The 13,388-nt window shown below is 70.0% G+C and carries 8 protein-coding genes; 2 read left to right on the top strand and 6 right to left on the bottom strand.

Annotation, left to right across the window (positions count from 1 at the left end):
- Positions 1-272: 272 nt before the first annotated feature.
- The 4 genes from ald to G412_RS0132015 form a co-directional block, all read right to left on the bottom strand.
- On the bottom strand, positions 273-1,388 hold the full coding sequence (gene ald, locus G412_RS0132030; RefSeq protein WP_028815605.1) for an alanine dehydrogenase: 1,116 nt from the start codon (positions 1,386-1,388) through the stop codon (positions 273-275).
- A 146-nt stretch (positions 1,389-1,534) separates the two neighbouring features.
- Complete coding sequence (locus tag G412_RS0132025) at positions 1,535-3,574, bottom strand: tetratricopeptide repeat protein (protein WP_028815604.1); 2,040 nt, start codon at positions 3,572-3,574, stop codon at positions 1,535-1,537.
- Positions 3,575-3,716: 142 nt separating this feature from the next.
- A complete protein-coding gene (locus G412_RS0132020) occupies positions 3,717-4,343 on the bottom strand; it encodes an NUDIX domain-containing protein (RefSeq protein ID WP_028815603.1) in 627 nt (208 codons plus the stop codon).
- An 83-nt stretch (positions 4,344-4,426) separates the two neighbouring features.
- Entirely contained in the window at positions 4,427-6,085 is a 1,659-nt protein-coding gene (locus G412_RS0132015; protein ID WP_028815602.1) for a CTP synthase, read from the bottom strand.
- Positions 6,086-6,543: 458 nt separating this feature from the next.
- Here G412_RS0132015 and G412_RS0132010 point away from each other — a divergent pair, with 458 nt between their 5' ends.
- Positions 6,544-8,346, top strand: a complete 1,803-nt coding sequence (locus G412_RS0132010; protein WP_028815601.1) for a glycoside hydrolase family 15 protein — start codon at positions 6,544-6,546, stop codon at positions 8,344-8,346.
- Positions 8,347-8,364: 18 nt separating this feature from the next.
- Here the strand turns inward: G412_RS0132010 and G412_RS0132005 are convergent, their stop codons facing one another.
- Positions 8,365-9,996: a flavin monoamine oxidase family protein gene (locus tag G412_RS0132005; protein ID WP_028815600.1), complete on the bottom strand. Its 1,632-nt coding sequence runs from the start codon at positions 9,994-9,996 to the stop codon at positions 8,365-8,367.
- Between the two features lie 11 nt (positions 9,997-10,007).
- Positions 10,008-11,519, bottom strand: coding sequence for an APC family permease (locus G412_RS0132000; RefSeq protein ID WP_028815599.1), 1,512 nt, complete (start codon positions 11,517-11,519; stop codon positions 10,008-10,010).
- Positions 11,520-11,754: 235 nt separating this feature from the next.
- Here G412_RS0132000 and G412_RS0131995 point away from each other — a divergent pair, with 235 nt between their 5' ends.
- Positions 11,755-13,383 carry a PucR family transcriptional regulator gene (locus tag G412_RS0131995; protein WP_028815598.1) on the top strand — a complete coding sequence of 543 codons (1,629 nt, stop codon included), beginning with the start codon at positions 11,755-11,757 and terminating at the stop codon, positions 13,381-13,383.
- Positions 13,384-13,388 lie beyond the last annotated feature (5 nt).

Below are 13,388 nucleotides of genomic sequence, written 5' to 3'. Positions count from 1 at the left end.
GGTTGGCGACTCTATGGCGTGTCACCGGTCCGCAGCAACACAATCCGCCGGACCCGGCCCGATGTGTCGGCAATGGAACACCCTTGTGTCAAGGGTGCGCGGGGGCGGAAGCGAGGCACGGACCGCGCGTTTGGTGGGGTCGCGAATCGGTTAAAGGGTTACGTTCGCGGCGAGTTGAACGAGTCCGCCCAAGGGGGCGGACACGCGTCCGGCCGGACCTTGCTCGACAAGGTCCGGCCGGTTGCGTGAGGTTGACGACTCTGGTTGACGCGTCAGCCGAGAAGCGTGCCCAGTTCGACGTGCGGCAGTTCGTGAGCCTCGGCGACCTCGCGGTAAACGACCTGGCCGTCATGGGTGTTGAGGCCCTTGGCGAGGGCGGCGTCGCGGCGCAGCGCCTCGACCCAGCCACGGTTCGCGAGCTCGACGATGTACGGCAGCGTGGCGTTCGTCAGCGCGTACGTCGAGGTGTTCGGGACGGCGCCCGGCATGTTCGCGACGCAGTAGAAGACCGAGTTGTGGACGTTGAACGTCGGCTCGGCGTGCGTCGTCGGGTGGGAGTCCTCGAAGCAGCCGCCCTGGTCGATCGCAATGTCGACAAGAACACTTCCGGGCTTCATCTTGGCGACGAGCTCGTTGGTGACGAGCTTCGGGGCCTTGGCGCCGGGGATCAGAACCGCGCCGATGACGAGGTCGGCCTCGACGACGGCCTTCTCCAGCTCGAAGGCGTTGGAGACGATCGTCTTCACCTTGGTGCCGAAGACCTTGTCGGCCTCGCGCAGCTTGTTGATGTCACGGTCGAGCAGGGTCACGTGGAAGCCCATGCCGACGGCGATCTGCGTGGCGTTCCAGCCGGACACGCCGCCGCCGATGACGACGGCCTCGCCGGCCGCCGTACCGGGGACGCCGCCCGGCAGTACACCGCGGCCGCCGACCGAGCGCATCAGGTGGTACGCGCCGACCTGCGGGGCCAGCCGGCCCGCGACCTCGGACATCGGGGCGAGCAGCGGCAGGGCGCGGTTCGCGGTCTCCACCGTCTCGTACGCGATCGCCGTGGTGCCGGACTCCAGCAGGGCGTCCGTGCACTCGCGGGAAGCGGCGAGGTGCAGGTAGGTGAAGAGCGTCTGGTCCTTGCGGAGGCGGTGGTACTCCTCGGCGATGGGCTCCTTGACCTTCAGCAGCAGGTCGGCGGTGGCCCAGACCTCGTCGGCGGTGGCCAGGATCTGCGCACCGGCGGCGACGTACTCACCGTCCGTGATCGAAGATCCGGCGCCGGCGTTCTGCTCGACGAAGACCTGGTGGCCGTGGCGCACCAGCTCGTGCACGCCTGCGGGGGTGATGGCCACCCGGAACTCGTTGTTCTTGACCTCGCGGGGGATGCCGACCTTCACGTCGATCACGGTCCTTGGCTCTGGGGGAATAAATGGGTCAATGCCATACATACCCAGGTATGTGAGGCACACCCGGGGAACACCGCAGCATGACGCGGCAGAGCCAGTCTAATGAAGGATTTCCCGGTGTCTAGCCTTACAAAGCATCAATCTCTCGCCGAAGTACTGCGGATTTCGTAGGCAGAACCCTCATCTCCCAGCAGTCTTTCCGCGGCGTTCCGGTGCAGTCGGGCCGCCGTCGGGTCCCCCAGCCGGTCGAGCGTGTCCGCGAGCCGCAACTCCAGTGCCGCGTGCAGCCGTACGTCCTCGGCCTGCCGTGCCATTTCCACGGCCTCCCGGCAGGTGCGCAGCGACTCCTCGGGCCGCCCCGCGTACTCCTGCACCCTGGCCACTTCGCTCAACGCCCTTGCGTGGCCCGGCAGATCACCGACCCTGCGGTGCCCCGCCGCCGAGGCCCGCCAGTTGCGCAGCGCCTCGCCGTAACGCCCCGCATAGGTGTGTACGGCTCCGAGCCGCCCGTACAGCCGCGCCGCGTCCGCGCGTTCGCCGCGCGTCAGCCGCTGTTCCAGCGCCCGGCCGTACCAGTCGGAGGCGCGCTGCCAGTCGCCCAGTTCTTGGTATGTCCCGCCTACGGATTCCATCGCCCGGCCTGTCGCGTACGGGTCACCGGCTGCCCGGCCGGCGTCCAGCGCCGCCCGGTAGCGCGTCAGCGCCTCCTGCGTACGCCCGGTCCGCGCGTCCAGATCCGCGAGATTCAGCAGCGCGGCGGCCTTCTCACGGTGCAGAGCGCACCGCTCGGCCACGTCCAGTACGAGCCGGTGCAGCCCGTACAGCTCGGGAGCCGCCGCTTCGGTGCCCCGGTGGGCCGCCAGCGCCCGTACCAGCGCGGCCACCAGCCGCCTCGCCAGGGTGTCGAGCTCGCCGTCCTCGACCGCGATCCGGGCCGAGGCGAGGAGCGCGGGCTGCCGGATCCGCAGCCATTCGCCGGCGGCCGCGACATGGGGAAAGCGCAGCGCGCGCGGCAGTCCCGCCAGCTTCTTGCGGGCCGCGGACCCGTCGGGTTCGGTGGACGCCCAGCAGGACTGGAGCTGCCGTACGGTCCGCTCCAGCATCCTGGCCCGGGCAAGCTGCACCTCGGCGGGCCGGTCCCGGTCCTCCATCAGCGCCTTCATCATGGGCGCGAGGCAGCCGGGCACCTCGTACTGCCGGCCGTCCACCCGGCGCAGCAGGCCCAGCGCCGTGAAGTCGTCCAGCGCCGTCTGGGCCCCGGAGACGGAGCAGCCGGCCAGGGCGGAGGCGGTGTGCGCGTCCACGAAACCGGCGGGCGCGAGGGAGAGCAGGCGCAGCATCCGCGCCGTGGGCTGCGGCAGCGACTCGTACACGAACCGGAAAACGCGGGCGAGCGGCCTGGCTCCGGTGGGCTGCCCCGCGTCGACGGGGATGTCGTGCAGCCGCTTCGTCACATCGGCGACCGACGCCTTGGGGCTGGCGGCGAGCCAGCCGCCGATCATCACCAGCGCGGCGGGCTGCCCCCCGCACTCCTCGACGAGCGATTCGGCCGCCGTCGGGTCGACGGTGATCCTGACCGCCCCGGTGGAGCGGCCGAGCAGTTCGACGGCGGATCCGGTGTCCAGGCCGCCGATGGTGCAGGGCCGCACGCCGGGGATGCCGGTGAGCGGGCCCCGGGCGGTGGCCACGACCAGGCAGTCCGGGTTGTCGGGCAGCAGCGGATCGACCTGTTCCGCGTCGGCGGCGTCGTCGAGGACCAGCAGGAGGCGGCGTACGGTCAGTGCCTCGCGGACCAGCTCGGACAGCTCGTCGTCACCGGCCCCCGGCGGGACCGGGACCGCGAGGTCGTCGAGCAGCGCGCGGGCGGTGCGCTCGGTGGGTACGCGCTCGCCGTCGGGGTCGGTCAGCCGGGCGCGGAGCGTGCCGTCGGGGTAGTCACCGGTGAGGCTCGCGGCGAGTTCGGCGGCGAGAGCGGTGCGGCCCGAGCCCGGACCTCCCGCGATCAGCAGCACGCGGGCCCTGGGCGTCTTGCGCCCGGCGAGGGTGTCGAGGCCGGCCCGCTCGATGTCGTCGCGCAACTCCTTCAGCTCGCGCGCTCTGCCGAAGAACTCGCCCGTTGTCCGCCCTGCCGCGGAACCCGCCGCCATGCCGCTGGTGTCCACCGCCTGATCCGTCACGGGCCACGCTCCCGTCCGCCTGCGCACAAGCCCGCCCGCGACTGCGGTCGGGCGCTTCGAGCGTAGTTCACGCTCTGCTACGAACCGTGCGGAGCGCGGCGGGTGCGTCACCCAATCGGATCAGCGGATTTTCAGACGACGGTCAGGCCTCGAACGGGCGCGCCGGCCACGGCGCGTCGGCCGGACGCAGGGCGTCGGTCCCGTCGCCCGCGAGCGCGGCGGTCAGCGCCAGGACGCCCACGGCCAGGCAGGTGTTGTGCAGTTCCCCGGCGAGCACGCCCCGCACGAGTTCCTGGAGCGGGACGCGCGCGAGTTCCATGTCCGCCTCTTCCTCCTCGACCTCGAAGCGCTCGCCCTCGACGTCGGAGAGATCGCGGGCGAAGAAGATGCGTACGGCCTCGTCACAGCCACCCGGCGTCGGGTAGACATCGGCCAGCACCCGCCAGTCCTCGGCCTTGACGTGCGCCTCCTCATACAGCTCCCGCACCGCGGCGCTCAGCGGATTCTCACCGGGTACGTCGAGCAGGCCGGCCGGGATCTCCCAGAGCCGGTGCCGCACGGGGTGCCGGTACTGGCGGATGACCAGGACACGGTCGTTCTCGTCGAGGGCCAGGACCGCCACGGAGCCGGGGTGCACCTGGTAGTCGCGGCGTACCACGCTGCCGTCGGGCATGACCACGTCGTCGGTGCGGACACTCGTCTTGTTGCCCGTGAAGGGAACCGCGGTCGCGGTGACCTGCCACTCCTCGGGGGTGTCCTTGATGGCCATGAAAGCGTCCTCCCAAAGCAGAAAGCAGAAAACCGGGGTACCGGCCCAAAAGGCCCGCACCCCGGCAACCGTATCTCCTGCGGCTACTTGCCGGCCGAGCCGGTCTTGCGCTCCACAGCGGCCTTGACCAGGCCCGCGAAGAGCGGGTGCGGGCGGGTCGGGCGGGAGCGGAGCTCGGGGTGCGCCTGGGTGGCGACGAGGTAGGGGTGCACCTCGCGCGGGTACTCGACGTACTCGACGAGCTTGTTGTCCGGGGACGTGCCGGAGAAGACGAGGCCCGTCTTCTTCTCCAGCTCCGCGCGGTAGGCGTTGTTCACCTCGTAGCGGTGGCGGTGGCGCTCGTCGACGTACGGCTGGTCGCCGTAGACCTCACGGACGATCGAGCCCTCGGCGAGCTTCGCCGGGTAGAGGCCGAGGCGCATGGTGCCGCCCAGGTCGCCCGCCCCTTCGACGTACGCGAGCTGCTCCTCCATGGTGGAGATCACCGGGTGGGCGGTCGCCGCGTCGAACTCGGTGGAGTTGGCGTCCTCGATGCCGGCGAGGTTGCGCGCGGCCTCGACGACGATGCACTGGAGGCCCAGGCACAGGCCCAGCAGCGGGATCTTGTTCTCGCGGGCGTACTGGATGGCGCCGACCTTGCCGTTGACGCCGCGCTCGCCGAAGCCGCCCGGAATGACGATCGCGTCGACGTCACCGAGCTGCTTCTGGGCCCCCGCCTGCGTCTTGCAGTCGTCGGAGGTGACCCACTTGACCTTGACGCGGGCCTTGTTGGCGAAACCGCCGGCGCGCATGGCCTCGGTCACCGACAGGTACGCGTCGGGCAGGTCGATGTACTTGCCGACGAGCGCGACGGTGACCTCGTGGTCGGGGTTGTGGACGCGGTCCAGCAGGTCCTCCCACTGGGTCCAGTTCACATCGCGGAACGGCAGATCCAGCTTCCGGACGACGTACGCGTCAAGACCCTCGGTGTGCAGCACCTTCGGGATGTCGTAGATCGACTTGGCGTCGATCGCGGCGACGACCGCCGCCTCGTCGACGTCGCACATCAGCGAGATCTTGCGCTTGATGGACAGCGGCACGTCGCGGTCGGCGCGCAGCACGATGGCGTCCGGCTGGATACCGATGTTGCGCAGCGCCGCGACCGAGTGCTGCGTCGGCTTGGTCTTCAGCTCACCGGACGGGCCGATGTAGGGGAGCAGCGAGATGTGTACGACGAAGACGTTGTCGCGGCCCACCTCGTGGCGGACCTGGCGGACGGTCTCCAGGAACGGCAGCGACTCGATGTCGCCGACCGTGCCGCCGACCTCGGTGATGACGACGTCGACGTCGTCGGTCGCCATGCGCCGGATGCGGTGCTTGATCTCGTTGGTGATGTGCGGGATGACCTGCACGGTGTCGCCGAGGTACTCGCCGCGCCGCTCCTTGGCGATGACCTGCGAGTAGACCTGGCCGGTGGTGACGTTGGCCGAGCCGTCGAGGTCGACGTCGAGGAAGCGCTCGTAGTGGCCGATGTCCAGGTCGGTCTCGGCGCCGTCGTTGGTGACGAACACCTCACCGTGCTGGAAGGGGTTCATCGTGCCGGGGTCGACGTTCAGGTACGGGTCGAGCTTCTGCATCGTGACCCGCAGGCCCCGCGCCTTGAGCAGCGCACCCAGGCTGGAGGCCGTCAGGCCCTTACCGAGGGAGGAGGCGACACCCCCGGTGACGAAGATGTGCTTGGTCGTCATGGATTTGGGCGGCATCGCCAAGAGGGGGCTCCCGTGGTCGCGTAGTGAGGTGCGTACCGGCCGCCGGCCCGGAATCCGGGTGGCGTCGTCGCTGCGGTTTCGGGGTGTCTGAGTCGTCACAGACTGGCCACCGGTCCACGGGGTACCAGGGTATCAGCGACGGAAGGAGGCCGCTTCCGGCCACGCGCCGCGTCTCCTGCCGCACAACGCGTCACCGTCGGCCGCCGCGCACCCGAAGTCCGCCCACAACTCACCCACAACTCACCCCTAGCTCGGCCGTTCGGCCGACTCGTGTTGCCGGTACCGTCGCGCAGAGCACTTGGCTGCGACGTATCCTGCTCTGATACATCGCTGCGAGCCGGCCGGCGAAGGCACCATCCCCGCCCGCTCCCGGGACCAAGAGCTCGTCAAAAATCCCCTGACCGCAAGTGCCCCAATGGGGCGAACGTGGCCGTTCGACTGGAGATTGCAACGTGGCCGGGCGCATCGAGGACTACGCACTTATCGGAGACATGCAGACGGCGGCACTGGTCTGCAGGGACGGCACGATCGACTGGCTGTGCCTCCCCCGCTTCGACTCACACGCCATTTTCGCCGGGCTGCTCGGCACCGAGGAACACGGGTTCTGGCGGATCGGGCCGGCGCACGCGGCCGACGCCGGGCCACCGGCGGCCACCCGCCGCCGCTACCGCGGGGACTCGCTGATCCTCGAAGCCGAGTGGGACACCCCGCGCGGCACGGTCAGGGTGACCGATTTCATGCCGCCGCGTGACGGCGCCCCCCAGGTGATCCGGATCGTCGAGGGCGTCACCGGCCGGGTGCGGATGCGTTCCGCGCTGCGGATGCGATTCAGTTACGGACGTGTGGTGCCCTGGGTCCACAAGGTCGACACGCGCACGGTCGCCGTCGCCGGACCCGACTCCGTCTGGCTCGACGCCGATGTCGACACGTACGGCAAGGACCTGACGACGTACTCCGACTTCACCGTCGCGCCCGGTGACCGGATCGCCTTCACCATCAGCTGGCAGCCCTCGCACAAGGAGGAGCCGCCGCTGCCGGAGCCCGAGGCCTCGCTGGAGGCGACCGCGGAGTTCTGGAGCGACTGGGTCGAGCAGTGCACGTACCACGGGCCGTACCGCGAGCCCGTGATCCGCTCCCTGATCACCCTGAAGGCGCTGACGTACGCCCCGACGGGCGGCATCGTCGCCGCGCCGACGACGTCGCTGCCGGAGGAGATCGGCGGCGTACGCAACTGGGACTACCGCTACACCTGGCTGCGCGACGCCGCGATCACCCTGTCGTCGCTGCTGCGCACCGGCTACCGCGAAGAGGCGCGCGCCTGGCGCGAGTGGCTGCTGCGCGCGGTCGCGGGCGACCCGGAGAACCTCCAGATCATGTACGGCATCGCGGGCGAGCGCGAGCTGGGCGAGGCCGAGCTGGACTGGCTGCCCGGCTACGAGAATTCCACCCCGGTACGGGTCGGGAACGGCGCGGCGCACCAGTTGCAGCTCGACGTCTACGGCGAGGTCACCGAGGCACTGCACCTGGCCCACATGACCGGGCTGACGCGCAACGACTACGCCTCGCTGCTCCAGCTCAAGCTGATCCGCTACCTGGAGGACCACTGGGACCAGCCGGACGAGGGCATCTGGGAGGTGCGCGGCCCGCGCCGCCACTTCGTGCACTCCAAGGTGATGGCCTGGGTCGCCGTCGACCGGACCATCAAACTGATCGAGATGGGCGACGCGGACGGCCCGGTCGAGAAGTGGCGCGAGCTGCGCGACGAGATCCACCGCACGGTGTGCGAGAAGGGCTACGATCCGGAACGCAACACGTTCACGCAGTCGTACGGATCGAAGGAGCTGGACGCCTCTCTGCTGCTGATTCCGCAGATGGGTTTCCTGCCGCCCGACGACAAGCGGGTCATCGGCACGATCGAGGCGATCCAGCGCGAGCTGTCCACGGAGGACGGTTTCGTACTGCGCTACCCGACGGCGGGTGAGAACGCGGGCCTGGACGGCCTGGAGGGCGACGAGGGCGCGTTCCTGGCGTGCTCGTTCTGGCTGGCCGACGACCTGGCGATGATCGGGCGGGTCGACGAGGCGCGAAAGCTTTTCGAGAAGCTGCTGGGGCTGCGGAACGACCTGGGGCTGCTCGCCGAGGAGTGGGACTCCAGGCTGCAGCGCCAGGTCGGCAACTTCCCGCAGGCCTTCAGCCACGTGCCGCTGATCGACACGGCACTGCGGCTGACGGCGAGTGGTGCGTACGGCGGCTGACCGGGCCGGCGGGCCGGTCTAGGCCAGCTTGTCGATCACCTGACGGGCGGCGCGTTCCCCTTCGGTCGCGCCGCCTTCCATGAAGCCCTGGAAGTCGTAGCTGCAGTGCTCGCCGCCGATGTGGATGTTCCCCTGTGGGGTGCCCTCATAGCCGGCGTACCGGTGCAGATAGCCGACGGGCCAGTAGGAGTACGCGCCGAGGGCGTACGGGCTGCGGTGCCAGGCGGAAAGCTGCGCCTTCCCGGTCCACGCCTTCGACGTTCCCGGAAAGAACGCGTCCACTTCACGGGTACGGCGCGCCGCGAGGTCCCGTACGTACGGGTCCGACTCGGTGGCGAAGGGCGTGCCCGGCGTGAGCGCCTTGGCGAGCCGGCCGCTGCCGTACTGGATGAGGATGCCGCCGGTTCCGGGCTGGATCTTGGTGGTGTCCCAGGTCTGCTGTACGTCGCTGTCGGTGAAGCAGTCGCCCGCCGACACGCCGGGCCAGGGGCCTTCGCCGCGCCACGGACGCGACGAGAACTGCATGTTGAGCTTGGTGCAGTTCCCCATGCGGGCATCGCGCAGCAGGTTCGTCATGAGCGGATCGAAGCCCGCCGCCGACAGGTCGAGCCGCTGGAGAACGGGCAGCGGAACGCACAGGATGGTGTGGTCCGCGGTGACGGTGGTCGTCGTTCCCGCGTCGGTGAAGGTAAGGGTCTGGGTGCCATTGTCGTTGGCCCTTACCGCCGTGAGCTGTTTGCCCATCTGGATCGTGCCGGCGGGCAGGCACCTCGCGATGGCACTCGGGAGCTGATCGTTGCCGCCGGTGATGTGGTAGCGCTCGTCGGACAGGCCCCAGACGTTGAAGTGGCCGGGGTTCGGCTGGTAGCCCATCAGCAGCACCAGCGCGAGGGCGGACTGCTCGGTCGTCTCGACGCCGTACTCGACGTTGTAGGCGACGTCGATGAAGCGGCCGAGCTGCGAGGAGTGCCCGCCGGGCACACGGGAGTCGATCCACTCATGGATCGACATGTTGTCGAGGGCCGTGCCGGCCGGGGTGCTCTGGTTCCACTTCACCTCGCCCGCTTCCTGGAGGTCGCGGTGGAGCGCCTGGTAGACGTCCTTGAAGTCCTCGTCGGCCTGCTCGCGCGGGTAGTACGTCCCGTTGAACCAGAGCACCTCCTCGGCGCCGTTGGGCCCGCCGCCGAGGAAATCCTCCGTCGGCAGGCTGAAACGGCGGCACAGTTCGAGGATCTTCTTGTGGCTGGTGTCGATCAGTTCCCCGCCGATCTCGGAGATCTGCCCGTACGCCCAGTGGTCCCGCTGGGTCCACATGCGGCCGCCGACCCGGTCGGGGTTCGCCTCGTAGAGCGTGCAGTCGAGGCCTGCGTCCGCGAGGGTCAGCGCGGCGGTGAGGCCGGCTATGCCCGCGCCGACCACGGCGATTGTGGGCGCCCCCGCGCCCTGTACGGCCTCTCTCGCGGGCGCCGCCTGTGCGGCGGTGACCGCCGGGCCGGCCAGGACCGTACCGAGGCCGAGAGCGGCGGCCCGGCCGAGAAGTTCACGGCGGCTGGAGCCGCGCACCTCGGCGGTGGACATGCGCAGCCTGCGGGCGGCGGCGTGCTGTGCGGCGAGCTGCCGCAGTGCGTGCATCACGTGCGTACGGGACATGGGAGGGCTCCTCAGACGGTCGCGGCTGGCTGACTGGTCTGGCTGTCGTCGGTGCGCTCGACCGCGTCCTCGAGGACGATGCGGCCGATGATGGCGTACCGGTCGGGCTGCTTGGCCTTGAGATGGAAGCCGAGCCCGAGACCGCCGAAGAAGACCAGTCCGACGATCCACGGGATCAGCTTGAAGAAGAGGGAGTCGGCGGCGAGTCCGGCCGCGGTCTCCATGTTGAGCACGAGCAGGACGACGACGGCGATCATGCCGAAGCCGCCGAGGAGCGGAGCGGTGAAGGTCTTGAACCAGTGCCGGTCCTCCGGGTGGTTCTTGCGGAAGTAGCCGATCACCGCGAACGAGCAGAGCGTCTGGACGATGAGGATCGCCATCGTGCCGAGGATGGCCAGCAGTGTGTACAGATGGATGTACGGGTCCTCACCGGCGAGCCAGAAGGCGGCCACCAGCAGGGTGGCGATGCCGGACTGGACGTATGACGCGATGTACGGCGAACCGTGCGAGCGGTGCGTACGTCCGAGGGCCGGGTGCAGAAAGCCCTCGCGGCCGATGGCGTACAGGTAGCGCGACGCGCACTGGTGGAACGCCATGCCGCAGGCGAAGGACCCCGTGAGCAGCAGCCACTGGAACGCGTCGACGGCCCACGCACCGATGAACGCCTGCGTCGGATGGAAGAAGAGGTCGAGCGGGGACGCGGACGACGAGACCTTGACCGAACCCTCCAGGCCGTTGCCGGCGATCGTCATCCAGGAGACGTAGATGTAGAAGATCCCCACTCCGACCACCGAGATGAGGGTCGCGCGCGGGATGACACGCTTCGGGTCGCGGGACTCCTCGCCGTACATGGCCGTCGATTCGAAGCCGACCCACGACCAGAAGGCAAAGAAGAGACCGAGCCCCGCCGACGTGCCGGTGAAGGCGTTGACCGGGTTGATGGGGTCGACCGGGATGCCGTCGGGGCCGCCGCCGGCCAGCAGGACAGCAGTGGCCACAGCGAAAAGCACGGCGATCTCGGCGACGAGCATGACGCCGAGGGCCTTGGCGGTGATGTTGATGTCGAAGTACGCGAGAACGCCCGTGACGGCGAGCATCGCGGCGGCGTACACGATCCAGGGAATGTCGACACCGAGCTGGTCGGCGACGGTCGTCTGGCCGAAGTAGGCGAAGATGCCGACGATCGAGGCCTCGAAGACGATGTACGCCAGGACGGCGAGCATCCCGGACGCCATGCCGGCGATGCGGCCGAGGCCGTGCGAGATGTAACCGTAGAAGGCGCCGGCGGCGGTGATGCGCTTCGCCATGGCGACGTATCCGACCGAGAAGACGGTCAGGACGAGGGTCGCGAAGAGGTAGCCGGCGGGAGCGCCCGTTCCGTTGCCGAAGCCGACGGCGATGGGGAGATTTCCGGTCATCGCGGTGATCGGCGCCGCGGTGGCGACCGCCATGAAGACCACACCGACGAGTCCGACGGAATTCGCCTTGAGCCGCTGGACCTCACGTGCGGGTTTGTCAGACATGGCGTGCCCTCTCTCTTGTACGGGGGGCGACAGTCTTGGCTCGGGTGACGCAGACCACAATCGACACGGGGTCACTCAAAAGCGTTGACGGGGCGACGAGTTGTCGGGCCGCGGGGACGCGAGATCTGTCCCGTAACCGCAGGGTGATGTTCCTGGAACGGACACGCGGGTAGCGTCCACCGAATGCGGTGCTTTCCTGGGGCACGGCAGGAACAACGTCACGAGGTACATCGCAGTGGAAACGCAAGGCGGCATCACCGTGCAGCGGGCACTGGAGCTGCCGGGGCTCCGCGGCGGGCTTCCCGAGGTCGTCGCGGGCGCCGACCGGCTGAACCGCACGGTGCGCTGGGTGCACGCCGGTGAGGTGCCGAACATCGCGTCGCTGCTCAAGGGCGGCGAGCTGCTCCTGACGACCGGCCTCGGCCTCGGTACGCGCCCCGCCGAACAGCGCGCTTTCGTACGCCGCCTCGCGGACCGGGGCATCGCCGCCCTCGTCGTCGAACTCGGGCCGCGCTTCAGCCGCCTGCCCTCGACGATCGTGGAGACCGCGCGGGCCGCCGGGCTGCCGCTCGTACAGCTGCACCGGGAGGTGCCGTTCGTATCGGTGACCGAAGAGGTCCACACCGAGATCGTCAACGGCCACTACACCCTCCTGCGGCGCGCCGAGGAAGTCCACCGGCGCTGTACCCAGGCGCTGCTCGGCGGCGGCGGGATTCCGCAGGTCCTCGGCATCCTGGCGGACTTCACCGCCAACCCGGTCTTCCTGGAGACGGCGGACGGACAGCTCCTGTACGCCGCCGCGCCCGAGTCGGGTGAGGCGTGCGCCGACCCGCTCCAGGTGTGGGAGGGCCTGCGCGGTCAGCGCGAGGCACGCGAGGAGGGCCCGCCCGCGAACGGCGTGCTCGTGGACGTGCCGGGCGGCGGCCGCGGCACGGGGGCGGTACGGGCCAGGATCGCGCTCCTCGCGGTCTCGTCCCCGCTCCTTCCCGTCCACCGGATCGCGGCCGAGCGGGCGGCCGGAATCCTTGCGGTGGTCCTGATGCAGGCCCGCCAGGAAGAGGAACTCGCCGCACGCGGCCGCGGTGATTTCCTCACCGACCTCGCCGAGGGCCGTATCGCCGCCGACGACGCGCCCGCGCAGGCCAGGGTGCTCGGCTTCAAGCCGGGCGAAGGCCCCCTGCTCCCCGTCGTGATGCGGCTCGCGGCCGAGCTGGCACCGGCGGGCAACTGGGCGGTGCTCGCGCGGGCCGTCCTGGAAGAGCTCTCCGCGGTCGGCGTACCGGTTCTCCTGGGCGTACGCCCCGTGGAAGGCCGGGTACCGCTCCTGCTCGGCCTGCGTTCCGAATCAGAACGTACGGCGGTCGCCGACCGCGTGGCGGCGGCCCTGCGCGCCGGGGTCGAAAGAGCGGGCCTGGAACGGGCGGGCGCCCACCCTCCCGTAGTGGTCGTCGGCGTGGCCGGCGGCTGGACGGCGGCATCGGCGGGCCTGCGCCACGCGGCGGAAACAGCCACAGCGGCCCAGGGCCTGTCGGACCGCCCCTGGTACGACGCCCGGCGCCTCGACATCGACCTGCTCCTGTGGCGCCTGCGCGAGCACCCGGACCTGGCGGCCTTCGTGGACCGGGCGATCGGGCCCCTCCGCGACCACGACCGCACGTCCCGCCCGCCTCTGCTCCCCACCTTGCAGACGTATCTCGCTCACGCGGGACGCAAGGCGGAAACAGCCCGTGAGCTGCACCTCAACCGCCAGACCCTCTACAACCGCCTGGCACGCATCTCCGAGCTCCTCGGCACGGACCTGGACGACCCCCAGACGGTCCTGGCCCTGAGCCTCGCCCTGCGCGCCCGCCGCCACACCACGTAGCCGGT

Origin of the sequence: Streptomyces flavidovirens DSM 40150 (genome assembly GCF_000429085.1) — a bacterium.
In the GTDB taxonomy this organism is placed as follows: domain Bacteria; phylum Actinomycetota; class Actinomycetes; order Streptomycetales; family Streptomycetaceae; genus Streptomyces; species Streptomyces flavidovirens.
Note: the sequence above shows the minus strand (reverse complement) of the source record. Positions and strands in the feature narration are given on the sequence as shown.